General features: G+C 35.3%; 12 protein-coding genes. All 12 read left to right on the top strand.

Features of this window, described 5'->3' with window-relative positions; all coding sequences use genetic code 11:
- Positions 1-279 precede the first annotated feature (279 nt).
- On the top strand, positions 280-2,448 hold the full coding sequence (locus FF52_RS22755; RefSeq protein ID WP_008469285.1) for an alpha-N-acetylglucosaminidase: 2,169 nt from the start codon (positions 280-282) through the stop codon (positions 2,446-2,448).
- Between the two features lie 278 nt (positions 2,449-2,726).
- Positions 2,727-5,738: a SusC/RagA family TonB-linked outer membrane protein gene (locus FF52_RS22750; RefSeq protein ID WP_008469284.1), complete on the top strand. Its 3,012-nt coding sequence runs from the start codon at positions 2,727-2,729 to the stop codon at positions 5,736-5,738.
- Between the two features lie 19 nt (positions 5,739-5,757).
- Complete coding sequence (locus FF52_RS22745) at positions 5,758-7,371, top strand: RagB/SusD family nutrient uptake outer membrane protein (protein WP_035692310.1); 1,614 nt, start codon at positions 5,758-5,760, stop codon at positions 7,369-7,371.
- Between the two features lie 269 nt (positions 7,372-7,640).
- On the top strand, positions 7,641-9,953 hold the full coding sequence (locus tag FF52_RS22740) for a GH92 family glycosyl hydrolase (RefSeq protein ID WP_008469280.1): 2,313 nt from the start codon (positions 7,641-7,643) through the stop codon (positions 9,951-9,953).
- Positions 9,954-9,974: 21 nt separating this feature from the next.
- Positions 9,975-12,248 carry a GH92 family glycosyl hydrolase gene (locus tag FF52_RS22735; protein ID WP_008469279.1) on the top strand — a complete coding sequence of 758 codons (2,274 nt, stop codon included), beginning with the start codon at positions 9,975-9,977 and terminating at the stop codon, positions 12,246-12,248.
- A gap of 15 nt (positions 12,249-12,263) precedes the next feature.
- Positions 12,264-12,824 carry a hypothetical protein gene (locus FF52_RS22730; protein WP_008469277.1) on the top strand — a complete coding sequence of 187 codons (561 nt, stop codon included), beginning with the start codon at positions 12,264-12,266 and terminating at the stop codon, positions 12,822-12,824.
- A gap of 228 nt (positions 12,825-13,052) precedes the next feature.
- Positions 13,053-14,888 (top strand): metallophosphoesterase family protein, encoded by a 1,836-nt coding sequence (locus tag FF52_RS22725; RefSeq protein WP_008469275.1) that lies wholly within the window; start codon positions 13,053-13,055, stop codon positions 14,886-14,888.
- Positions 14,889-14,940: 52 nt separating this feature from the next.
- Complete coding sequence (locus FF52_RS22720; RefSeq protein ID WP_035692293.1) at positions 14,941-18,972, top strand: hybrid sensor histidine kinase/response regulator transcription factor; 4,032 nt, start codon at positions 14,941-14,943, stop codon at positions 18,970-18,972.
- A gap of 495 nt (positions 18,973-19,467) precedes the next feature.
- Positions 19,468-20,349 carry an inositol oxygenase family protein gene (locus FF52_RS22715; protein ID WP_008469272.1) on the top strand — a complete coding sequence of 294 codons (882 nt, stop codon included), beginning with the start codon at positions 19,468-19,470 and terminating at the stop codon, positions 20,347-20,349.
- Positions 20,350-20,523: 174 nt separating this feature from the next.
- Positions 20,524-23,661 (top strand): glycoside hydrolase family 2 TIM barrel-domain containing protein, encoded by a 3,138-nt coding sequence (locus tag FF52_RS22710; RefSeq protein WP_008469271.1) that lies wholly within the window; start codon positions 20,524-20,526, stop codon positions 23,659-23,661.
- A 104-nt stretch (positions 23,662-23,765) separates the two neighbouring features.
- Entirely contained in the window at positions 23,766-24,908 is a 1,143-nt protein-coding gene (locus tag FF52_RS22705) for an acyltransferase family protein (RefSeq protein WP_008469270.1), read from the top strand.
- 55 nt (positions 24,909-24,963) lie between these two features.
- A complete protein-coding gene (locus FF52_RS22700) occupies positions 24,964-26,601 on the top strand; it encodes a sodium/sugar symporter (protein WP_008469269.1) in 1,638 nt (545 codons plus the stop codon).
- Positions 26,602-26,631 lie beyond the last annotated feature (30 nt).

Raw genomic sequence — 26,631 nt, 5'->3', positions numbered from 1 at the left:
ATTAGTTACAAAAGTAGCTAACCTTCAATTTGAACGAATAAAAAGACTGTTAAATATGTCTATGCTTTTGACCGATAAATCCATCTTATGGGATAGCATTATATATAATTTTATTTTCAGTTCAGATCTTACTTCGTTGTTATGGTTTTTTGGGTAAGACTGCTAATGTTAGTAAAATTTGTTAGGTTTTGTTTGTGCAGGGGAGATTAATAGTTATTTAATCTCCTTTGTTTTGTTAAGCCAAAGTGATTAAGACAATTTAATAAATATGTGATTTATATGAAAAGCGAGAATTTTAAAATTAAAAAGAGCAGTTCCCTAAAATTGGCTGTCATAGCTTTTATGCTATTGTTTTTTGGTCCAGTAAAAGGATATTGCCAAAATGAAGAAAAGACAAAAAGTGCTTTTGGAGTTATTGAAAGACTTGTGGGAAGTCGCGCCAACGAATTTCAGTTAAGTCTTGATGAAAACAAAAAAAGTAACTCGGAATGGTTTGAAATTGAGACAGAGAATAATTTGGTCAAGATAAAAGGTTCGACTAATACCGCAATCTGTTATGCCGCATACAATTTCTTAAGAGACATAGGAGCAGTTTTGACCAGTTGGGAGGGAAACAGAATTGATTTGCCTAAAACATGGCCGAAATATTCAAAAAAAGGAGAAACGCCTTTTCAGTACAGAGAATATCTGAATGCCTGTACTTTTGGCTATACAACTCCGTGGTGGGACTGGAAACGTTGGGAACAGGAAATTGATTGGATGGCATTGCACGGAATCAATCTGCCGACAGCAATGGAAGGTCAAGAAGCGGTTTGGCAGGAATTATGGAAAGAATATGGCTTAACCAGCTCGCAGTTAGAATCTCATTTTGCAGGACCAGCTTATCTTCCTTGGCAGCGTATGGGCAATATTAATAGTTTGGAAGGTCCATTGCCACAAGAATGGTTTGTTAAAAAAGAAGCACTTCAGAAGAAAATCTTAGAAAGAATGAAAGCGTTGGACATGCATCCTGTCGTACCGGCTTTTAGCGGTTATGTGCCAAAGGCTTTCGCCGAAAAGCATCCCGAAGCTAAAATCACAGAACTTAAATCATGGTCAGGCGGTGGATTTGCGAGTACTTTTCTATTAGATTCCAAAGATCCATTATTCAAACAAATTGGAAAGCGTTTTATTGAAATTTATACCAAAATGTATGGAAAGTCTAATTTTTATTTAGCCGATTCCTTCAATGAAATCGAGCCTCCTGTTTCTGAGCACAATAAATATGAAGAACTTTCCAATTATGGAAGCGCTGTTTATGAAACTATAGATGAAGCCGCTCCTGGTGCTGTTTGGGTTATGCAGGGATGGCTTTTTGGTGATAACAAAGAATTTTGGACTAAGGAAGCAACGAAGGCATTTTTAAGCAAAGTTCCAAATGAGAAAGTGATGGTTCAAGATTACGCCAACGATAGATATAAGGTGTGGGAAAATCAGGAAGCTTTTTATGGCAAACAATGGACATACGGGTATGTACATAATTACGGAGGATCAAACCCAGTTTATGGAGATTTGAATTTTTATAAAGATGAATTGGCAAGCTTGCTTAAAAATCCAAATAGAGGAAATATTGTAGGCTACGGAGCAATGCCAGAAGGATTAAACAATAATTCGATAGTTTACGAATATATATATGATCTGCCATGGACTAAAGCAGAACAGCCTTTAAATGATTGGATGGCTAAATATTTAAATGCAAGGTATGGACAGACTTCAGAATCTGTTTTTCATGCTTGGGAATTATTGCTCAAATCGGTTTATAATGTTAAATATTGGGAAACACGTTGGTGGAACGACTGGGCTGGAGCATATCTATTATTCAAACGTCCTACAGTGAAAATTACGGAGTTTAAAGGAAATCCGGGAGATAAAATCAAATTAAAAGAAGCTTTGGATATTTTAAAAAAAGAAGCTAAAAAGTACAATAAGAACAATCTTATTCAATACGATTTAATAGATGTTTCGAGACATTATAATTCACTTTCTATTGACGAAGAATTGATTGAATGCATAAAAGCGTATCAGGAGAAAAACATTGCAAAAGGAGATCAATTGTTTAAACAGATCGAAAAACAAGTTTTAGAAACAGATAAGATGATGTCTGGACAGCCTTTAAATAATTTAAATCAATGGGTGAAATCGGCCTCAGATTATGGAAGTTCACCAGAAGTTTCTTCATTGTATGCTAAAAATGCCAAAACATTAATTACCCTATGGGGTGGAGAAGGCCATTTGAATGACTATGCTTCAAGGTCATGGAAAGGAATGTACAAAGGATTTTACTGGCCAAGATGGAAAATGTTTTTGGAGGCTCTAAAAAAAGCAGCCGTTACTAATACTTCTTTTGATGAAAATAAAGAAAGAGAATCAATTAAAAATTGGGAAATTAATTGGACAGAAAGCAAATAAATTTATTCTTATGTGATAATAACTCGTATATATACATATTTTAACCCAATATTAATAACATAACATAAAGCCACACCATCAGTATGCAGAAGAAAAATTTCCGAAATCGATTTATTAGTCAGTTTTTCATTATATAATTGTATAAAAAAAACGTCGCTAAACCTTACTATCATTGACTTTATAGAAATTATCCATGTTTATGAATAACTTGTCCATTTGTTAACATTTCTTTAGCACTAATTTCGTCAATACTTTAACTAAAATAACCAACATTTACAATGGAAAAACTTAAACTATTATTATTAGCCTTTTTCTTTGGCTTCTCAATTAATACTTGGGCACAAAAGACAGAAGTGTCCGGTGTTGTATTGGATGACAAAGGTATTCCTATGCCAGCAGTTAATGTACTTGAGAAAGGTACAACTAATACTGTTACAACAGATTTTGACGGAAAATTTAAATTTACGGCTTCAAACAAAAATGCAACACTTGTGTTTTCATTTATGGGGTTTGAAGATCAAGCCGTAAAATTAGACGGGACAAAAAACAATTATTCGATTAAAATGATGTCTACCACAACCAACTTAGAGCAAGTTGTTGTTGTTGGTTACGGTAAAGGATCTCGTAAAAACTTAACCACTGCAGTTTCATCTGTTAAGGCTGAAGATTTGAACAGAGGAGCAATCAGCGACGTTGGACAGCTTTTGCAAGGAAAAGTTTCTGGTTTGAATATTTCTTCAAGCGGCGATCCAACAAAAACGGCTTCTGTGGTTTTGCGTGGAGCTTCAACGTTAAATAGTTCTCAAGGACCATTTTATGTAATTGACGGTATTCCTGGTGTAGACATTTCTGTGATTTCTCCAGATGATATTGCTACTATTGACGTTTTGAAAGATGCTGCAGCAACGGCAATTTATGGTAACCGTGCTGCAAATGGGGTTATTATGGTAACAACAAAAAAAGGAAGCAAGGGTAGAACGCAAGTGGCATACAATGGATATGTTGGATGGGAAGAAGTTTCAAACAATCTGGATATGATGAATGCAGATCAGTTGAGAGATTTTACAACAAAAAACAATCTAAACTTTACTCCAGAAAATGACAAAGGTGCCAACACGAACTGGCAAAAAGAAATTTTAAGACCTGGACGTGCCAAATCAAGCAGCCATAATCTTTCTATGAGTGGTGGAGGAGATCACGGAAGCTATACTGCAAGCATCACTTCGATTAATAAAGAAGGAGTTATGTTAAAAAGTGATTTCTCTCGTATTATTGCCCGCTTGTCTGTTGAGCAATATGCTTTTGATGATAAAGTTAAATTTGGTTTGAATGTTACTAATTCAAATACAAAATATCAAAATGTACCACAACGTAATACGGTACTTTTGCAAGCAGCAAGTTATCTTCCTGTGTCTCCAGTAAGAAATCCTGATGGAAGTTTATTTGAAAATTTTGTGAGCCCAGGATATTTTAACCCTGTAGCTTTAATTGAACATGGTACTGACGAAACTAGAACAGATAACCTTGTAGGGAATCTTACTGCAGAAGTAAAACTTCCTTTTGGAATTACGTATAATTTGAATTTAGCACATCAGAGATTAACGGCTTCACACGGAGAGTTTTATGACAGTTATTATTCTCAATACAATAGTGCGAACTTTTACAACAACCCAGATCCACCTTTGACAAAAACTTTGGTTAACTTTGGTGTAAATGGCTCTGCATTGAGAAATTCTTATGAAACTAGAAATAATATTATTGAGAGTTTCTTTACATGGGATAAAACATTTGGAGATCATAAAATAAAAGCTGTTTTGGGGTACTCATGGCAGGAAAATACTTTAGGAGATGGTTTTCAGGCTACAACGACAAACTTTCCTGTAGACAATGTTGGATACAATAACTTAGCTTTAAGTAATTACACTTCAGTTAATGGTTATGTAGTAAATTTTGGAGATAGCAAAGCCTATCAAAAAACACGTTTAATCTCATACTTCGGACGTTTAAACTATAATTATAAAGACAAATATCTTTTGCAAGGATCTCTAAGAAGAGACGGTGGATCTATGTTTGGTGCAAATAATCAATGGGGATATTTTCCATCTGTAGGAGGTGCATGGAGATTGGACAAGGAAAGTTTTATGCAGAACCAGAATATTTTTAGCGATTTGAAACTGCGTGCAAGCTGGGGGGTAACAGGAAATTCTTCTGGGTTTAATGCTTATACGGCTCAATTTATATCTGGAAGTTTAGGAACTTTTTATTATAACGGACAGCAGATTGGGGCTTATGGACCTAACCAGGCTGCAAATCCTGATTTGAAATGGGAAAAAACAGCGACAGCAAATATTGGACTTGATTTCTCTATTGCGAAAGGAAAAGTAACAGGTTCTGTTGATGTTTACAACAAGAAGACAACAGATATGATCTTCAACTATAATGTTAATCCAGTATTGGTGCCAGTAGGAACAATTGTAGCAAACGGAGGTACAATGTCTAACAAAGGTATTGAGCTTAGCTTAAGCACAACTCCAGTTAAAACAGCAAATTTCAGCTGGAATTCTAACCTGAACTTGGCTCATAACAAAAATGAGATCGTGAAATTAACTAGTCCGTTTTTTGTTGGAGGTGACTCTATCCGTCGTGTACAGCCAGACGGAGGCGGACAAACAGGAAGTACTTTGCAAATTTTTAAAGAAGGAAAACCTCTTGGACAGTTCTTTACCTTGAAATATGCAGGGAAAAATGCAGCTGGGGTTTCTCAGTATTATGACAAAAATGGAGATTTGACAACAACACCGCAAATCGGAGTAGATTATCATTATGCAGGAAGTGCACAGCCAAAATTATTGATGGGATGGGCAAATAATTTTCAATACAAAAAATTTGATTTAAGTATTTTCTTCAGAGGAGTTTTCGGGAATAAAATTTTCAACGCAACTCGTGCCGATTTGTTTAGACCAAGTACGGCAATGACCAATAATATTTTGGTTGATGCAGGAAATGAATCTCCAAATGATTTAAACTCATTTAAATATTCAGATCGTTTTATCGAAGACGGCAGCTATATAAGATTGGACAACATGACATTAGGATATAATTTTGGTAAAGTAGGCAGGTTCATAAGCAGTCTTCGCCTTTATCACACGGTAAATAATGTATTTGTGATTACTAAATATACTGGAATTGATCCTGAGGTAGAACAAGGAGGAACAGCTCCTGGTGTAGATTCAAATAACTTCTATCCAAAAACAAGAACGTATTTGTTCGGTTTAAATGTGACCTTCTAAAAATTAAATGCTAAAAATTATGAAAAAGATATTAAAATATTTAGGACTCCCAGTACTTATGGCTGGTTTAGTATGGTCTTGCAGTGACCTTGATGTGCCTATTACAACACAATTGACACCTGATGTGTTTCCTCAAAATTCAACGCAATACGTTCAGGCCACGGGTCCAGTTTATGTAGCTTTCAGAGGAGAATTTTCTTTTGCTTGGTGGTGGGCTCAATCTTTAAGTACAGATGAATCTATTTTGCCTGCAAGAGGAGGAAACTGGTTCGATAACAGAAATTATATTGCCATGCATTACCATGACTGGAATGCCGATAATGGTATCATTGGAAGTCTTTGGGACTGGACATCTAAAGTGATTGGAACATGCAATCAGACGATATCTATTTTAAGACAGACAATGCCAGAAGGAACAGAGAAAAAGACTCTGATTTCAGAGATCAAAACAATGCGTGCTATTTCTTATTTCATGTTAATGGATAGTTATGGAGATGTGCCTTTGGATACTTTGTATGGAGATTTTACTGCTCATGCTAAAACACCAAGAAAAGAAGTTTTTAATTTTATTGAAAAAGAATTAAAAAGTGCCGTTCCTAATTTGAATCCTGCATCTGGGGTTAGCACTTATGGACGACCAAACAAGCAGACTGCCAATGCAATGCTGGCTAAATTATATCTGAATGCTGAAGTGTACGCAGGAACCTCACGTTATACAGATTGTATTGCAGCTTGCGATGAGGTAATTAATTCAGGATTATATGCTGTTGAGCCAAGAGCAACTTACCTGCAGATGTTTTACCCAACCAATGGGCCGCAAATGAAAGAGTTTATTTTTGCAGTTCCTTATGATCCAGCAGCAGTTACAGTTGGCTACAACGGACAAATGTATCACGCACGTTATGATGTGCCACGTTCTGAGAGAGCTAAATTTGGTCTTTCTTTTACGCCAAGTGCGCCTAGAAGTACGCTTCCTGAATTTTATGCTTATTTTAATGATCCTAACGATATTCGTAACAAACAGTGGTTGAGTGGTCTTCAGTACATGAATGATGGCGTGACTCCAGTTATGGTTACAACAACAAAAAAAGGATATGACCAGTTTTACACAGGATCTGATGGAGGTGCGTCATATACTTATCAAGTAAATTTAACGCCAAATATTATACCTCGTCAGAGTGAAGCTTTATTTGATCTTGGAAACGATGAAATTGCTTGGAACATGGGGTATAGAAATATTAAATTTTACCCAGATGCTACTTCAACAAATCGTAACCAAAAGAATGATGTTCCTTTCTTACGCTATTCAGATGTGCTGTTAATGAAAGCAGAATCAATACTTCGCGGAGGCGCTGTAACTTTAGGTCAAAGCGCAGATGCATTGGTAAACATGGTTCGTTCTAACCGTACAACATCTGCACCTGTAAGCGGTGTTACTTTAGAAGAGCTTTACAAAGAAAGAAGCCGTGAGTTTGCTTGGGAAGCTTGGCATAGAAACGATATGATCCGTTTTGGAAAATATGAAGGATCATGGGGCTATAAAACTAATACAGATGTTTATCGTCGTGTATTCCCGATTCCAACCAATGCTATGGTTTTAAATCCAGCTTTAATTCAAAATGACGGATATTAAAAATAAGGGTTTTAAATAGGTACGCATTGTGTAACCCGATTTAATTTTGAAAGGAGAAGAGCGTAAAATTCTTCTCCTTTTTACTAAAAGTAACATTGGTTTTTGCTACTTATAATAACCAATTCATTTTTGTTTCATTTTTAGAATGCTTGCAAAGCCTAATCAAATGTGTTTTTTGAAGATAAATGAGAGATTAAGCTTTGTAACATTCTTTTAATTTTTAGAAAAATCATTATCAGCCCAATTTGTCCCATCAATACACAGCATAAATGAAACTAAGTAAAATCTATAAAATAGGACATATTGCCATAAGTTTGACTTTAGTTTTTTTATTGTCATGCAACGCTCAGAAAGCCATTTCCTTGCAAAAGAAACAAGTATCAGATATGGTTTATCCGTTGTTGGACACCGAAAATTCAAGATGGTTTTACTTTTCATCAGCAAGCCGCCCTTTTGGTATGGTTAATTTAAGTCCCGATACTGAAATTAAAGGCGATTGGGGAGGCGGATATAAATACACTACAGATACAGTTAAAGGTTTCAGCCACATTCACGAATGGCAGATGTCTGGTGTATCTATAATGCCAGTTACGATTTCTGACACGAATAAATCAACCGTTTTTAAAGATTTTTATTCCAAATTTAGCCATCAGACCGAAATCATAACACCAGGATACCATTCGTTGAAATTAGATAGATATCAGATTACAGCAGAATTGACCAGCACACCAAGAGTTGGATTTCATCAATATGCTTTTCCCAAAAATGCACAAAAAGCCATTCTTTTTAACCTCAATACGATTTTAGGCCCTTGCGAAAATACCAATGGGAAATTAGAAAAAAACAATGATTATGAACTTTCTGGATCATTAGTTTTAAGCACTAATTTCAGACGTCCAAAACCATTGACCGTATTTTTTAAAGTTAAAACCAATGAGCCAATTTCTTCTATAGAAAGAGATAATACGACAGGAAATTATTTAATACATTTTGGTGAAGCTAAAGATAAAATACTGATAAAAGTAGGCATTTCGTATACCTCTATAGAAAATGCCTCTATGAATATTGAAACTGAATTGCCTCATTGGAATTTTAACCAAACAGTTGCTGATTCAAGAAAAGAATGGAGTGCTTTATTAGGAAGAATAAAAATAGAAGGAGGCACTGAAAACGATCAAAGAAGATTTTATACTGATTTATGGCATGCCTTACAAGGAAGAAAAATGATTAGCGATGCAAATGGAGCTTATCCTGATAATACAGGAGAAAAATTTAGGGTGGGACAGCTGCCGGTAAATGCTGATGGAAAACCGAAATTCAACCATTATAATTCTGATGCCTTTTGGGGAGCCCAATGGACCATCAATAATCTTTGGGGATTGGTTTATCCTGAAATCATGGAAGAATTTGTGCATTCGCTAATGCAGTATTATAAAGATGGAGGTATTATTCCTCGGGGTCCTGCTGGCGGAAATGATACGTATGTAATGACAGGAGCATCGACAACTCCATTTATAGTGAGCGCAATCCAAAAAGGAATTGTAAAAGACAATCTTGAAGAGATTTATACTGCACTCAAAAAAAATCATATGCCAGGCGGTATTATGGGAAAAGCTGGATATGAACACAATACCAATATTGGAGGCGGACTAAAATATTATTTGCAAAAAGGATATGTGCCGTATCCGCTTCCTGATGGGGATTTTGGCAGCCACCAAGACGGAGCAAGCCAAACTTTAGAATATGCCTATCAGGATTGGACTTTGGCACAGCTGGCAAAAAAACTGAACCATGAAGATGATTATTTATATTTCATGAAAAGATCCGAGAATTATAAAAACATATTTGATTCGTCAATCGGTTGGATGCGTCCGAGAAATGCGCAAGGAGAATGGCGAGAAAATTATGATCCTTATCAGTATGAAAACGGATTTATTGAATCTAACGGAGCACAGTCAACTTGGCTTGTTCCTCATGATATTGAAGGTTTAGCATCATTAATGGGCGGAAAAGAAAAGGCGGTAGAAAAATTGAATATTCAATTTGAAACAGCTAAAAAACAAAATTATACCTCAGGAACTTCACATGACGCAGAATTGCATCCAGAATTCAGCAGGATTCCTGTAAATTTCGGAAATCAGCCATCAATCCAAACTTCCAATATATTTACTCTTTTAGGAAGAGCCGATTTAACGCAGTTCTGGACTAGAAACGTAGTGAAAACGACTTTCAGCGGATTATCTCCTGCAACTGGATATAACGGAGATGAAGACCAAGGTCTAATGGGAAGTTTAAACGTTTTGCTTAAAATAGGCTTGTTTCAAATGAATGGGGGAACAGACAAGGATGCAGTTTACCAAATAGGGAGCCCAATTTTCAACAAAATTACGATAGATTTGAATCCGGCATATTATTCAGGAAAGACATTTGTAATTAGAGCCCAGAATAATAGCTCAGAAAATGTATATATAAAAAATATCAGATACAATAATAAAGCAGTAGAAGACTTTACGCTTTCGCATCAACAGATTACAAATGGAGGTGAGTTAATCTTAGAAATGTCAGATCAGCCAAAATCTTAATACTAAAGAAATAATTAGGGAATGAAAAATACAAAGTCGCTCATTTTTTTAGCAGCAAGTTTTCTTCTTGCCATAAATAGCAGTGCTCAGCAGAATGTACATCAATATGTTGATCCAATGATAGGTTCAGAAGGCGTGGGAAGAGTTTTTATCGGGCCTTCTTGTCCTTATGGAATGGTAAAACCAAGTCCAGATTGTACTTCTAGTCCAAACAGCGGTTGGCTTCCAGAACCAAAAGAAGTGACAGGATTCAGTCAAGTGCATGTGAGTGGAACGGGTGGAGGACCAAAGTACGGCAACATCCTGATTATGCCTTTTTCTGGTGCTTTGGATAAAATGGATCAGACTTCTTTTAGAGCTGAAGAAAATGTAAAATTGGGTTACTACGAAACCATTTTCAAAGAAAATAACATTAAAACTGAAATTACGACTGGAGAGAAAGTTTCATTTTATAGAATTACCTATCCTAAAAAAAGTTCAAAAGAATTAAAGATAGACCCAGGATTTTTTCTGGGAGAAGAAAAAATTCCTGATGCTAGAGAAGCCCAGCAGTTTGTTGGCTCACAAATTGAAATAGTTTCAGATACAGAAGTGAGAGGCTATAGCAGAATTAGAGGCGGATGGAATAATGGAAGAGCTTACACGGTTTATTTCTGTGCCGTTTTCGATCAGCCAATAGCGAAATACGTGACTTTCAAAGACGGGAAATTCTATAATAATCAGAAAACCCAATTTGATTCGGGAAAGAAAACAGCCGCATTATTGTCTTTCGGAAATGGAGGAAAAGAAGAGCTGAACGTCAAAATCGGAATTTCGTTTTTGAGCGAATTAAAAGCGAAGAATAATATAGATGCTGAAATTCCGCATTGGGATTTTAATGTAGTATTGGGCGCACTGCAAAATAAATGGGAGAATTTATTAAGCCGTATTCAGCTTTCAAAAGACACTTCAGACGAGTATAAAAGAATGTTTTATACAGGTTTGTATCACACTATGATTATGCCTGTGGACAGAACAGGAGAGAATCCTTTATGGACAAATGATGAGCCGTATTACGATGATTTTTATACGATTTGGGACACATTTAGAACTTCAAGTCCGTTAATCACGCTAATTGATAGCAAACGAAAAGTAGATATCATCAACGCGATGCTTAATATTTACAAACGTGAAGGATATATGCCAGAAGGAAGAAGCGGAAATGATAATGGAAGAACTCAAGGCGGATCAAATGCTGAGGTGGTTATCGCTGATGCTTTTGTGAAAAACTTAAAAGGAATTGACTACGAATTGGCTTTGCAAGCCATGATTAAGGACGCTACGGTGCCTCCGGGAGGAAATGAAGAAAGAGAAGGACGCGGCGGACTTTTGGATTACCTTAAATTAGGTTACGTTCCTTATGGCACTGACCGCGCAGGAAACCGAACAATCGATTATTCGTACAACGATTATAATATTGCCACAGTGGCCAAAGGTTTAGGCAAAACAGAATTGTATAATCAATACATGAAACAAGCTGAAAGCTGGCAGAATTTATGGCGTGCCGATTACGAAAATAACGGAGCAAAAGGATTTATCATGCCAAAAGACAAAGACGGAAATTGGCTGGATGATGTCGTTTTTGGAGAATCCAAAATCCAGAAACCTACTTTTAAATATACGCCTGTTATTATCGAATCCCCTTGGTACGTTTGCCATTGGTGCGTGTTTTTCTACGAAGGAACTTCTTGGGAATATTCATTCAGTATTCCGCACGACGTTCCAGAACTGATCAAAAAATCAGGTGGTGAAAAAGCGTTTGAAAACCGTCTGGATATTTTCTTTGATCAAAATTTATATAATGTGGCCAATGAACCTTCATTTTTAACGCCTTGTTTGTACCATTGGATCGGAAAACCTTATTTGAGCAGTGACAGGATTAGAAGCATTATAAAGAATAATTTTAATACTTCGAGAGAAGGTTTGCCAGGAAATGATGATTCTGGCGCTATGTCTTCCTGGCTGGCTTTCCACATGATGGGATTATACCCAAATGCTGGACAGCCTTATTATCTGATTAATACGCCTTTAATTAAAGAAACAGCAATACAGTTGGAAAATGGCAAAAAGTTTACCATCTCAGCTAAAAAAATGACGGATAAAAACAGATACATAAAAAGTGCGCTACTAAATGGAAAACCATACAACAAAGCATGGATTACGTATGATGATATTAATAACGGTGGCGAATTGGTTTTAGAAATGGATTCAAAACCATCAGCTTGGGGAACGACAATTTTACCGCCAAATAAATAAAAAATGATAAACAGGATGAAAAATATATTTTTAATGCTTCTTTTCTGCATCGTTTATCAGAAAGGAATATCTCAGAATTACATTCCAACATTAAAAAATAATACCCAACTGCATTATGTCTGCAAACTGCACGGACAAACGAGAACTTTACAGCTCATAGCAGAAACAGCAACTGATAAATTAGCTTTTAAATTAGAAACCAGAGGCGTGAAAAGTAAAATAGTAATGCTTCCCGAAGCCGTAAAAAACGGAACTGAATTAAGTTTTAATCAAGGAGAATATGAGCCAGTTTTAAACTTAAAACCAACAGAAACGTTTTTTATGATTTCGCAGTCGGCTTATCAAGATTTAGTCAAAAAAGGTTCCTTTGTTTATAATAATACAACATATGTTCTAGATAAAAAAAATGCAGAAAGTGTTCAAATTGAAGGCAAACCAATTGATGCTCTGCATGTAAAAGCGAAGATTGATGAAACTGAAATGTGGATTGTAAAAAATCCAGATTTCCCCTTAATCTGTAAAATCACAAATAATCCATTAGGAATCAACCCAACGTTGGTAAAAGTTGTGGATTAATAAAGTAAACTGTGGGTGAAGCAGAACAAAATTTAACTTTAACACATAGAAACATAGATTATTTTACTGCTTTTGTTTAAGAGTAGCAAAAAAAAGCAAGCTTTAACACATAGCTATGTGTTTTCAAATAAGTGAAACGCCTTTTCTAAAGTTTACAAAGCTATGTTTCTATGTGTTAAAATTAATTTCACCCAAAGGGTTAAAGTTTCTGAGTTATAATAATAAACCATGGCATTTAAAAATTTCTGTTGGGTATTGATTTTTGCAGTTCTAATTTCTTGTAAAACAGAACAGCATTCGCACGATCAAAAAATAAAGATTGCTTTTATAGCCGATGCACATTTACAGGATATTTTTGCCAAATTTGAAGACAGCAATTATCAAGGCATTCAAAACCCTGTAACGGGCGAATACGCCAATATTAGGACCATGAATGCGCAACTGCATTCAACTCGAATTTTTAATGAAAACTACTTTGCTTTTTTAGAAGCGCTAAATGACATCGTAAAAAGGGGCATAAAACAGGTTGTGCTTCCAGGTGATTTTAGTGATGATGGACAGCCCGTTCATGTTCGCGGATTACGAAAAATTCTTAACGAATATTCTCAGAAATACGGCATTTCGTTTTATGTAACCACAGGAAATCACGATGTTGTAAGACCTTTTTTGCAAGATGCTGTTAAAACCGATTTTTTAGGAAAAGATGGAAAAGAACAGATTATTAGCAGTTCTGAAAACAATTTTAATGCAAGTAAAAGCGAGCTAGTTCCAATTATAACTGCCGATATAAAAAATTGGGGTTATAAAGAGACGATTGAAGAAATGCGTGATTTTGGTTTCTTTCCTAAAAAGACCGATTTGTATTGGGAAACACCTTTTTCAAACTACACTTACCAAGAATATAATTTTGAAGAAGCCCAAAAAGAATCCGCTTTAGAAAAAAGAACGTATACAATTAAAAACACCAATTTGTTTCTGCCAGATGCAAGTTATTTGGTCGAACCCATACAAGGAATCTGGCTTTTGGCTATAGATGCCAATGCGTATGTTCCGAATGAAAAATTATCAGGAAAACCAAATGATCCTCATGACTTTTCTGGAGCCAATACAGGGTACAATAATGTTCTGATTTATAAAAGCCATTTGCTAAAGTGGGTAAAAAAAGTGGCAGAGCAAGCAAAAGCAAAAGGAAAAATACTAATTGCTTTTAGCCATTACCCAATGGTGGAATTTAATAATAATGCTTCAGCTGAATTGAAACAGCTTTTCGGTGCCGATAAAATGCAATTACAGCGTGTTCCCAATGAAGATGTCGCACAGCAATTTGCAGATGCGGGAATTCAGGTTCATTTTGGGGGACACATGCACATAAACGATACAGGCGTTAGAACGACAGCAAAAGGAAACACGCTGTTTAATATTCAAACTCCATCGCTTGCCGCTTATATGCCAGCTTATAAAATTTTGACCATTGATTCAGATTCTGAACTCGAAGTTGAAACTGTTGTAATTGGAAAAGTACATAAATTCAATAGTCTATTTCCTTTTTATGAAGAAGAATACTCGCACTTAAAAGAAATAAAAAGTAAAGACGTTTGGGATAAAGAAATTCTAAAGGCAAAAGATTACGAAGAATTTACCAATTGGCATTTAAAAGAGTTGGTTCGTTTAAGATTCTTGCCCGAAGATTTTCCGACTGAATTTCTAAAATCTATTGTAAATCTATCAGGAAGAGATTTATTAGAAAAGAACAAAAATAAGGAAGAAGTGGCTAAAGATTTGAAAGTGAATTCTCTGACCCTTTCCGATTTTGAATCATGGAATGGTTTTGATATGATTTTCGATTTTTACCGTTTAAAAAGTGCTGACGAATTAGCATTTTCAAAAATTGGAAAAGAAAGATTAAAACAATATGAAGTCATATGCAGACAGTTAAAAAAAGCAGATGATCCCAAACTGATTTTATGGTCAGAAATATTTCATAAAACGATGAATGGAGAGCCTTCCGATCATTTTAAGATTGATTTGAAAAATGGTAAAATTCATAACTTATCTGTTAAATAATTTTAATATTTATTAAATCAAAAAGATTAAATTGCATTTATAATTTATTTTCATGAGATTAAAATTCCTTATAGTATTCTTATTATCTGCCAGTTTTTATTATTCGTATTCACAGAATATAAAATTTGCGCATTATAACGACAATAACGGACTGTCTCATAATTCGGTACGCCATATTGTACAGGATAAAAAAGGTTTTATGTGGTTTGGAACATTCTCTGGATTAAACCGTTTCGACGGTTATCAGTTCAAGAATTACATGAGTTCTACTCCTGGAAAAAATAAATTGTACAATGATGATATTACAGCTTTAGAATTAGACGAAGCTTCTAATAATTTGTGGATTGGAACCCGAAAAGGATTGACGCTTTTTAAAATGGACACCCATGTCTTCACGACTTTTTTTCATAAAAAAAACGATCCAAACAGTTTGCCTGATGATGAAGTGAGATCGGTTTATGCAGATAAATACAATAGAGTTTGGGTAGGCACAAAAACCAAAGGAGTTTATTTGTTTTTTCTGAAAGAGAACCGATTCGAGAAAATCCAGCTTAAAGGTTTTGATTATGTCAAAGAGATTTTTGAAGATAAAAAAGGCAATGTTTGGGTTGGTAGTTATGAAAAATCAGGTGTGGCCAAAATTACAATGGATGCAAAAGGGGCAATTGTTAGGATTATGACCTATACGCTCTCTGTACCAAATTCAAATGTCAAAAATCCATATCTTAATTTTATTTACGAAGATGCCAAATCGGATATTTTTATAGGAACTCGAGAAGGACTATACAAATTGGATAAAGCAAGAAATCAGTTCATTAATCTTTATATTGAGAATAAACAGATTCGAGGAGCTTTAGGTCCATATTTTCTATCTGTTGCAAAAGCCCCAGACGGGAAATATTGGGTAGGAACGTTAGGAGGATTGCTGGTTTGCAATGAATTGGAAGATATCCAAAAAGGAAATTATAAATGGTATTATTCTATTTTGTCAGATGATAGTTCGCTGGTTGATAATTTAATAGCATCACTTTATTTTGATAAATCTGGGGTACTATGGATTGGAACCGAAGATGGTCTGGATAAATATGATCCTTATGAAAATCAGTTTACTTTAAACAAAGACATATCGCGTTCTATTGGAAATCAGGCGCCAAGAATAAGAGGTTTTGCCAAAACATACGATGAAAAAGTAATTGTAGCGACTTATCATAACGGACTTTTTATTTCCAATACAAAAGGCTCAGTTCCTTTGCATAATACAGGAAAAGATATTGCCAGCATTTATTCCGATGATGGAAAGATATTTTACTGCGGTCTTTGGGGTGGAAATATTTTGGTGTACAATTATTTGACAAATTCTTCCAGAGAAATACATACGGGATTTGATAATTCGCCTGTTTTTGCTTTTTCTAAAATTGATGGAGAGTCTCTCATTGCGGGTTCATTTGGAGAAGGTGCTTTAATTTTAAATACTAAAACCCTGCAAGTGCAGACCTCAAGCAAGCTTTTGCCAAACTTTCAAATCAATGCGATTGACAGAGATGCCAAAAATAATATATGGTTTGCTACAGAAACGGGAGTGGTAAAATACAATATCAATTCAGGGAAAATAGAAACCTATTCATCGCTTTTTATCAAAGAAAAAGGAGTGCCGCATGATGAGAATGTAAGTGATGTTTTAGTTGACGTAAAAGGCAAGATATGGGCTTCAACACGTTTTGGACTATGTTTATACAATCCGAAAAAGAACGAATTTGAGCCGATAAAACAACTGAAAGAACTTTCAGGAAAATGGATTACCGATATCCTTTCAGATGCGAAAGGAAATTTATGGCTGAACATCAATAACAACAACATTGCTTTTGTTAGAGCAGATTTGAAAGATATCAGCATTTACCACGTAAACAGCGGTAACAGGCTCGATGTTTTCAGCTCCAGTGGCTTCTTTTATTTTAATAATTCGAATATTTTTCTGGGCGGTAAAAACGGAATCATTTCTTTTTCACCACCAGCAATGAAAAGAAACAAATGGTCGCCATTGCCCGTTATTTCCGAATTTAAGATTCAGAACGAAGAAGTTTTTCCAGAAATGGAAATCAATGGAGAAATTCCGCTTTCAAAAGATCTGAATTATGGTAAAGAAATTGAGCTGAGCCATAAAAACCGAAATTTTTCGATTCAGTTTTCGACTCCTTCCTTTGCAAATGAAAAATTGAATAGATTTCAGTATATGCTCGAAGGTTTTGACAAACATTGGATTACTGCTAACAGCACTTCAAGAATAGTGCAGTATACGAATTTGTATCCTGGTAATTACACTTTTAAAATACGATCAAGCAATAGTGACGGATATTGGAGTAAAACGGTTTCTTATAAAATAAAAATCCTGCCTCCGTTCTGGCTTACGCCGACTTCATTTTTAATGTTTTTTGCGATTCTGTTTGGAGTTTTCTATTTCATCAGAAGAGAGATTAAAAACCGAATAAGGCTAAAACAAGAACTGCTTACCGAAAAAGTAAATAGAGAACATGATATAAAACTCAATAATGAAAAGCTGCGTTTCTTTACGAATATTTCGCATGAACTAAGAACGCCATTAACATTAATTTTAGGGCCAGCAAAACAGCTTTTGGAAGAAAACAGCAATGCAACCGATTATGAAAAAAGCAGATATAATCTAATTTATCAAAATGCTAGCCGATTGTTGAATTTGGTAAATCAGGTTTTAGATTTTAGAAAAGCGCAATCAGGCGAATTAAAACTGAAAGTGACTAAAACAGATATTCTGTCATATTCTAAGAATATTTTCGATTCGTTTAAAGAAATGGCTTTTAACAAAAAGATTAAACTCAATTTTATCACAGAGGATCAGCAAATAATTGGATGGCTGGATAATGACAAGTATGATAAAATACTGTATAATCTTTTATCGAATGCTTTGAAGTTTACCAATAAAAACGGAAATGTTGATTTGTATGTAAGGCTTAAAGATGCCGTTGAAGATATTTTGGTAATTGAGGTAACTGATGACGGAATCGGGATTCCGCTAAAAAGCCAGAATAAAATTTTTAAACGTTTTTATCAGGCATCGAACAGTCAGGAAAATAACACCGGATCGGGAATTGGTTTATCGCTGGTGAAATCTTTGGTATCTATTCACAAAGGAGCTATTTCTGTTGAAAGCACACCGGGAAAAGGAAGTACATTTAGAGTTGAAATTCCAATAGACCGTGCTTCTTATGAAGATAAAGAAGTCTTTGAATATGCTCTTAAAAATGATAATCTAAGCATGCTTATTCCAGAAAAAGCAGCGAAGAAAATCATTCAAAATACAGATTTAAAAGAAAAAATCTTGGTTATTGAAGACAATAGTGAACTCAGAAAATATCTGGTTGATTATCTGTCTGATTATTACAAAGTTTATGATGCCGAAAATGGACAAGAAGGTTTGAAAATCTGCCGACAAATTAAGCCGATCTTATGTGTTACAGATGTCATGATGCCTGTTATGGACGGATTGGAATTTTGTAGAGAACTTAAAAATGATGAATTTATAAGTCATATTCCCGTTATAATGCTGACTGCACTTTCTGAAAATATGGATAAGGTAAAGGGTTACGACACTGGAGCTGATGGTTATCTGGTAAAACCTTTTGAGCCATTGTTGTTGAAAACTGTTATTGAGAATATGATCAAATCGAGATTGGAGCTCAAACAGAAATTTTCTGGAGAAGTGGAAAGCAAAGTAAGTATGCTGACACATTCGCCAGTAGATGAAGAATTTATGGAAAAAGTGACCAATCTGATCAATGATAATTTAAGTGAAGTAGATCTGTCTACCGATTTCTTGTGTGATAAATTGGGAGTAAGTTCGTCTAAACTCTACAGAAAAATTAAAGAACTTACCGACTTGGCTCCAAACGAATTTATTAGAACGATCCGTTTGAAAAAATCAGCAGAATTGCTTAAAACTAAAAAATATAATGTTTCAGAAGTAACCAATCTCGTTGGTTTCAATGACCCGTTATATTTCAGCAGATGCTTCAAAAAACAATTTGGTTTCCCGCCAAGTAAACTGATATAATTAAGTTTTTTCTGCCACGAATTCACGAATTTTTTTAGCTCATATTAGATCGGATTTTTGTTCTAATTGCTCTAATTTCTACAAATCGCTTATTTTCATTCCGAGGAGAACTTGAGTGATAGCGAATAGGTGAAGCAAATTTCCATAAGTAACTCCGCAAAGATTTTAACTCCATTAAAAACGTAGACCAAGATTTCAACCTTGGGTACAAAATATATTTCCATTTGCGGTATTCTGCGCTTAAGCAATTATAAATATTCATCTAAATAATTTAGAAAAAATCCGTGTAATTTTTACTTAAAAAAGAAGTAGCATCTGTCTTCAAATAAAAATTCGTGAATTCGTGGCGAAAAACACATTGCCATAGCTTTTCGTTTGTTTAGTATGAAAAAATCCTACAATAATCAATTTTATCCATGTTTTTGATGTATTAGTCCATTTTGAAAGAAGGATGTAATTCTATTTTTGTCTTGTAACTTTTAACTATTAAGCATTATGAAAAAGCATATAGATACAGATAATCCTTTAAAAAATTTAGATGAGTGGGAAGATGATTTGCTAATGCGATATCCTGATCCTTCTGAAAAAAATGTAAAAGAAAAGCAGAAAGAAGAGTTCAGGAATTATGTCGATTCAGAAAGGGTAGAAACAGTTAAAGAGTTTTATAGAATAAACCACACGTATCAAACCTATGATTTTGTTTGCAGTAAAGAACAGGAATTTCTGCAATTCAACAAAAAAGAAATGTCAATCTGGGAGGCTGTTGATTTTTTAAACACACTTGTAGACGACAGCGATCCAGATATTGATTTAGATCAGACGCAACATCTTTTACAGACTTCAGAAGCAATTAGAGCTGATGGCCATCCTGATTGGTTTGTCTTGACGGGTTTTATTCATGATTTGGGTAAAATATTATGCTTGTTTGGAGAACCCCAATGGGCAGTTGTGGGAGATACATTTCCTGTTGGATGTGCGTATTCGGATAAAATCGTGTATTCAGAATTTTTTAAAGAAAACCCAGATTATACAGATCCAAGATTCAATACCAAATTTGGAATCTACACAGAAAATTGTGGATTGGATAAGGTAAAGATGAGTTGGGGGCATGACGAATATTTATATCAGATTATGAAAGATTATCTGCCAGAACCAGCATTATACATGATTCGTTATCATTCATTCTATTCTCAGCACAAAGAAAATGCTTACGCACATTTAATGAATGAAAAAGACATTGAAATGTTTGACTGGGTTAGAAAGTTCAATCCGTACGATTTGTACACAAAAGCTCCAGTTAAGCCCGATGTACAAGCATTGCTTCCTTATTATAAAGAATTAGCGGCTAAATATCTGCCTGAGAAATTGAAGTTTTAAAAGGCCAGATAGATACATAGAAACATAGTTTTTTGAGCTAAAGATGTATTATAAGAACTAGTTTTCCACACATAGCTTGATATTTTATAATAAGTCAAACGCCTTTGAATAAAGAAAAAACTATGTCTCTATGTGTTTAAAAAAAATAATGTCAGCTATCTAAAACCAAAACAAATGCAGAAAACCAAAACCAAAATACTTTTATTCAGCCTGCTTATACTTTGTGGTGCAGCTGTTTTGGCACAGGAAAAAAATCGCAACGATTGGGAAAATCCTCTTGTGTTTCAAATCAACAGAGAACCCGCAAGAGCAGCTTTTCTTCCTTATGCAGATGAAACTTCCGTAATCATTGATAAATATGAAAATTCGCCTTGGTATTTTTCTTTGAATGGCAAATGGAAATTTTCATGGTCGCCAACACCAGACGAGCGTCCAAAGGATTTTTATAAAACAGATTTCAGCACTATACACTGGAAAGAACTTCAAGTGCCTTCGAATTGGGAATTAAACGGATATGGAGTTCCGATTTACACCAACATAACGTATCCTTTCGAAAAAAATCCGCCTTTTATCAATCATTGGGATAATCCTGTTGGGTCTTATAAAAAAGATTTTGTGCTACCTGAAAATTGGAAAGGCCGACATGTTTTTCTTCATTTCGAAGCAGGAACTTCAGCAATGTACATATGGGTAAATGGAGAAAAAGTGGGTTACACAGAAAATACTAAAAGCCCCGCAGAATTTGATATTTCGAAGTATTTGAAACCGGGTAAAAATAATTTAGCTATTGAAGTTTACAGATGGAGCGATGGTTCTTATTTAGAAGATCAAGATATGTGGCGACTTTCTGGAATTGACAGAAATGTGTATTTGTATAGTACTGACAATGTTCGCATTTCGGATTTCTTTGCAAAACCAGATTTAGATGCAAAGTATAAAAACGGAAGTTTAAATGTTGATGTGAGTTTAAAAAATCTGACTTCAAAAGCGGTAAACAACCAAAAGCTGGTTGCAAAATTGGTTGACGCCTGGGGTAAAAATATTTTTAGCAAAGAGTTTAATGTCAATTTTGAAGCTTCAAAAATTCAGAATCTTAATTTTTCTCAAAGTATTTCAAGTCCGAAATTGTGGAGTAGTGAAACGCCGAATTTGTACACTTTGCTTTTGACTTTAAAAAATACAAAAGGAGAAATTGTAGAAACCGTTGGAACCCAAATCGGATTCAGAAAAGTGGAACTAAAAGGCGGACAATTATTGGTAAACGGTGTCCGATTAATGGTTCATGGCGTAAACATTCACGAACATAATCCAGAAACTGGACATTATCAGGATGAAGCCACGATGTTGAAAGACATTCAGATGATGAAACAGCTCAATATCAATTCTGTACGTTGCAGCCATTATCCAAACAATATTCTGTGGGTAAAATTATGTAACAAATACGGTTTGTTTTTGGTGGATGAAGCCAATATTGAAAGCCATGGAATGGGAGTAGAAGGACAGCCTCTAAAGTGGATGAATCCAAAAACGAATCCGGGTCATCTTCCAGAATGGAGAGAAGCACATTTAGACCGAATTTATAGTCTTGTTGAAAGAGATAAAAATATGCCATCGGTAATTATATGGTCATTAGGAAACGAAAGTGCTAATGGACCTGTATTTCATGAAGCTTACAAATGGATCAAAAAAAGAGACAATACCAGATTGGTTCAGTTTGAACAGGCAAAAGAAAATGAGAATACAGATATCGTCTGCCCAATGTATCCAACAATTGAATACATGAAAGAATATGCTGCGAGAAAAGAAGCGACCCGTCCGTTTATTATGTGTGAGTATTCGCATGCCATGGGGAACAGTAGCGGAAACTTTCAGGAATATTGGGACATCATTCGTGGCAGCAGAAATATGCAGGGCGGATTTATTTGGGATTGGGTAGATCAGGGATTTTATGGAATTGATGAAGCGGGTCGTAAGTATTGGACTTATGGTGGCGATATGGGAAGCCAAAACTATCTAAACGACGAAAATTTCTGCCATAACGGATTAGTTTATGCTGATAGAACACCGCATCCTGGAGCATTTGAAGTGAAGAAAGTCTATCAGAATATTTTATTCAAAGCAGTCGATATCAAAAATGGTATAATCGAAATTAATAATGATTTTGGATTCACAAACCTGAACAAGTACAACTTTAGATATGAAGTTTTAGAAAATGGTAAAGTAATCAAAGAAGGAAATTTGAATGTTGCTTTAGATCCAAAGACTAAAAAACAATTCAAACTTGATTTACCAAAATTAGAATCAAAAGAAGGAATAGAATATTTGCTGAATGTTTTTGCCTACACTAAAACGGGATCAGATTTACTGCCTCAGAATTTTGAGGTTGCGAAAGAACAATTTGTAATCGAAGACGGTAAATATTTCCAAAAATCTGAAAAAGCAAACAATTCGAAAGTTCAAGATGAGAAAGATCAGTTTGTTTTAACTTCTGATAATGTTACAGTTAAAATCAGCAAATCGACCGGATTGATTTCCTATTACAGTATAAAAGGCGAAGAATATTTTAAGCAATATCCTGAACCTAACTTCTGGAGAGCGCCAACCGATAATGATTTTGGAAACAAAATGCAGGTTAGAACCAATGTCTGGAGAACGGCAGGAAAAAATACATCACTAGAAAATATTCAGCAAATTGAAGAAAACGGTAAGCAATATATTGTTGCTAAATTGAAGTTGAATGATGTTGCTTCAGACTACACTATTAAATATGCATTAGGAAATGACGGTGCTTTGGAAATTCAGGCTTCTTATAAAAAAGGAAATAATCCAGTGCCAGAGCTGCCGCGTTTCGGAATGATTTTCACCTTGAAAAATACTTTGGAGAATCTGGATTATTACGGAAGAGGTCCTTTAGAAAATTATCCAGATAGGAAAACTTCTTCATTCAAAGGAATTTATAACAGTAAAGTTGCAGACCAATATGTGCCTTATACGCGCCCGCAGGAAAATGGATATAAGACCGATATACGCTGGTTTAAATTGTCAAGCAATACAGGAAATGGCTTGGAAGTAAAAGGTCTGCAGCCTTTATGTATGAGTACTTTGAATAATTATCCGAGCGATTTTGATGGCGGGATTTCTAAAAAGAACCTTCATTCCAGTGACATCACTCCAAGAGATGAAGTAGTTGTTTGTGTAGACTTAACCCAGCGAGGTTTAGGAGGCGACAATAGCTGGGGACAACCGCCACACGAACAATATGTATTAAGCCAAAGCGAATACAGCTACGGATTTATTATTAAACCACTTTAAATAACCTGTTGTTTAGTTCCAGTCACAGTTTTCAGTCACATAAACACTGAATACTGCGGCTGTGACTGAATACTGCGATAGAAAATTAAAACTAGAACTAAAAAATGAGTAACCCTACAAACGGAAGATTAATTTCTTTAGATGCGCTGCGCGGATTTGTAATGTTTTGGATTATGAGTGGCGAACATATAATTCATGCTCTAGCCAAGGCGGCCCCAATTCCTATTTTTCTCTGGATGTCATCGCAATTGCATCATGCGGAATGGAATGGCATTACATTCTATGACATGATTTTCCCTGTGTTTTTGTTTGTAGCAGGCGTTTCTATGCCATATTCTTTTGAGAAGAAAATGAATTTAGCGGGAGTATCAACACCGCAGGAATTGCCCTCAAAAGAAAAACGAAAAATATACCTTTCTATGCTGAGGAGAACCATTATTTTAGTGGTTTTAGGTTTTGTAGTAAATGGATTATTGCGTTTTGATGGCTTTGACCATACCCGTTTTGCGAGTGTTTTAGGAAGAATTGGAATAGCTTGGTTTTTTGCCGGAATGATTTATTTGAATTTTGATTTCAAAAAACAGTTCATATGGTTTTTAGGCATTTTGATGGGCTATTATGCGGCCATGAAATGGATACCAGTTCCTGAGTTTGGAGCGGGAGTTTTAACCAAAGAGGGATCATTAGAAGGATATATTGACCGCCTATTTTTACCGGGCAGACTTCACAGTACCGTTTATGATCCAGAAGGCATTTTTTCGACTCTTCCCGCTATTTCTACGGCATTATTAGGAGTTTTTACAGGAACATTTTTAAAAGCAAAAAATCAGTTTTCAATAAATGCAAAGTTAATTTTGATGGCCTTGACAGCTGTTTTGTTAATTATTGCAGGCTTAATTTGGGACATTGATTTTCCAATCAACAAGCATTTATGGACAAGCTCTTTTGTCTGTTTTGTCGGCGGATTTAGTATTTTATTTTTTATCTTTTTCTATTTGATAATTGATTTGTCTGGCTTTCATAAATGGGCATTTCCGTTGATTTTAATTGGTTCAAATTCGATTTTAATATATATCGCAGCCGAAGGCTCTGTAGATTTTAAACATACTGCTGATTACTTTTTTGGAGGTATGATACAGTATTTGCCAATGATATGGCAGCCAGTATTTGTTGCTCTCTCAGTAACTGGTGTACAGCTTCTTTTACTTTATTTTCTGTATAAAAGAAAATGGTTTCTCAAGATTTGATGCGATCAGATCTTACAATACATTTTACTATCTAACCACACAATAACCACACATTATGAATGTATTACAAACCGCAGATTACATTGTTTTCTTTATTTACTTTATCATAGTCACTGCCTATGGAATGTACATTTATAGAAGCAAGAAAACTGCAGCAACCAGTTCCAAAGAATATTTTTTAGCAGAGGGTTCGCTTACTTGGTGGGCAATTGGAGCTTCTTTGATTGCGTCTAATATTTCAGCAGAACATTTTATCGGGATGAGCGGTTCGGGTTTTGCCATTGGGCTCGCTATTGCTTCTTACGAATGGATGTCTGCGGCCACTCTGATTATCGTGGCCATGTTTATTCTTCCCGTTTATTTGAAGAATAAAATATTTACCATGCCGCAGTTCCTAGCCAAAAGATATAGTGGAACCGTAAGCACGATCATGGCCATAATTTGGCTTTTAATTTATGTATTTGTAAATCTTACTTCGATTATCTATTTAGGGGCTTTGGCCATTTCATCCATTGCACCGATAAGTTTTCAGTTTTGTGTGATTGGATTGAGTCTGTTTGCTGTAATTGTGACTTTGGGCGGTATGAAAGTAATCGGATATACGGATATGTTTCAGGTAATTGTTTTAATTCTGGGTGGACTGGTAACAACTTATTTGGCCTTGACACTATTGTCAGACCAATTCGGTTTTGGAAAGGATATCTTAAAAGGATTGTCTGTAATTGCCGATCAAGCTCCAGGACATTTGCATATGATCTTAGATAAGTCCAATCCGCATTATAATGAATTGCCAGGAATGTCGGTTTTAGTTGGGGGAATGTTAATTAACAATCTGGCCTATTGGGGGTGCAATCAATATATCGTTCAACGAGCTTTAGGAGCCGATTTAAAAACAGCGCGCAAAGGAATTTTATTTGCCGCTTTTCTAAAATTATTGGTTCCAATTATTGCCGTTTTACCGGGTATTGCCATGTTTGTCATGCATGAAAACGGAACGTTTCAGCAGGAAATGGTTGATGCGGCTGGAGTTTTAAAACCAGATCATGCGTACCCGACTTTAATGAATCTGCTTCCCGCAGGATTAAAAGGAGTGGCATTGGCGGCTTTAACAGCGGCAATTGTGGCTTCTTTGGCTGGAAAAGCCAATAGTATTTCAACTATTTTTTCGCTAGATATTTATAAAAAATATTTCAACTCACAAGCATCAGAAAAAAAATTGGTTCGTATAGGAAAGTGGTGTGTGGTGGTTTGTATGATCATTGCAGCTTTTGTAGCTCCTGCATTAAAATCATTAGATCAGGCGTATCAATTTATACAAGAATATGTGGGATTCTTTTCGCCAGGAGTTTTAGCAATTTTCTTGTTGGGAATGTTTTGGAAAAAAACAACTCCAGCTGCAGGATTGGCAGGGGCATTGTTAACGGTGCCTATTGCAGCGGTCTTAAAATTCTTGCCGATGTGGACAGAAGGCGCTTTTCCTGATTATCCTTTCTTAGACAGAATGACTATTGTTTTCTTTATCATTGTATTGATAATGGTGGGAATCAGTTTAGCCAAACCAGTATCAGAAGAGGAAGCTGAAATTCATAAAATTGAAGTTGATAAATCGATGTTTAAAGTATCATCAGAGTTTATAGTTGGATCTTTTATTATCTGTGGAATTTTAGTGGCTTTGTACACTGTTTTCTGGTAATTTCTGTTTTGCCACGAAGGCACAAAGACT

Source organism: Flavobacterium sp. F52 (genome assembly GCF_000278705.1).
GTDB classification, from domain to species: domain Bacteria; phylum Bacteroidota; class Bacteroidia; order Flavobacteriales; family Flavobacteriaceae; genus Flavobacterium; species Flavobacterium anhuiense.
This window is presented reverse-complemented; position numbering and strand designations above follow the sequence as displayed.

What these genes read in the sequence shown, in the direction of transcription:
- FF52_RS22755 (WP_008469285.1), top strand. Translation starts at nt 280, where the DNA reads ATGAAAAGCGAGAATTTTAAAATTAAAAAGAGCAGTTCCCTAAAATTG.
- FF52_RS22750 (WP_008469284.1), top strand. Translation starts at nt 2,727, where the DNA reads ATGGAAAAACTTAAACTATTATTATTAGCCTTTTTCTTTGGCTTCTCA.
- FF52_RS22745 (WP_035692310.1), top strand. Translation starts at nt 5,758, where the DNA reads ATGAAAAAGATATTAAAATATTTAGGACTCCCAGTACTTATGGCTGGT.
- FF52_RS22740 (WP_008469280.1), top strand. Translation starts at nt 7,641, where the DNA reads ATGAAACTAAGTAAAATCTATAAAATAGGACATATTGCCATAAGTTTG.
- FF52_RS22735 (WP_008469279.1), top strand. Translation starts at nt 9,975, where the DNA reads ATGAAAAATACAAAGTCGCTCATTTTTTTAGCAGCAAGTTTTCTTCTT.
- FF52_RS22730 (WP_008469277.1), top strand. Translation starts at nt 12,264, where the DNA reads ATGAAAAATATATTTTTAATGCTTCTTTTCTGCATCGTTTATCAGAAA.
- FF52_RS22725 (WP_008469275.1), top strand. Translation starts at nt 13,053, where the DNA reads ATGGCATTTAAAAATTTCTGTTGGGTATTGATTTTTGCAGTTCTAATT.
- FF52_RS22720 (WP_035692293.1), top strand. Translation starts at nt 14,941, where the DNA reads ATGAGATTAAAATTCCTTATAGTATTCTTATTATCTGCCAGTTTTTAT.
- FF52_RS22715 (WP_008469272.1), top strand. Translation starts at nt 19,468, where the DNA reads ATGAAAAAGCATATAGATACAGATAATCCTTTAAAAAATTTAGATGAG.
- FF52_RS22710 (WP_008469271.1), top strand. Translation starts at nt 20,524, where the DNA reads ATGCAGAAAACCAAAACCAAAATACTTTTATTCAGCCTGCTTATACTT.
- FF52_RS22705 (WP_008469270.1), top strand. Translation starts at nt 23,766, where the DNA reads ATGAGTAACCCTACAAACGGAAGATTAATTTCTTTAGATGCGCTGCGC.
- FF52_RS22700 (WP_008469269.1), top strand. Translation starts at nt 24,964, where the DNA reads ATGAATGTATTACAAACCGCAGATTACATTGTTTTCTTTATTTACTTT.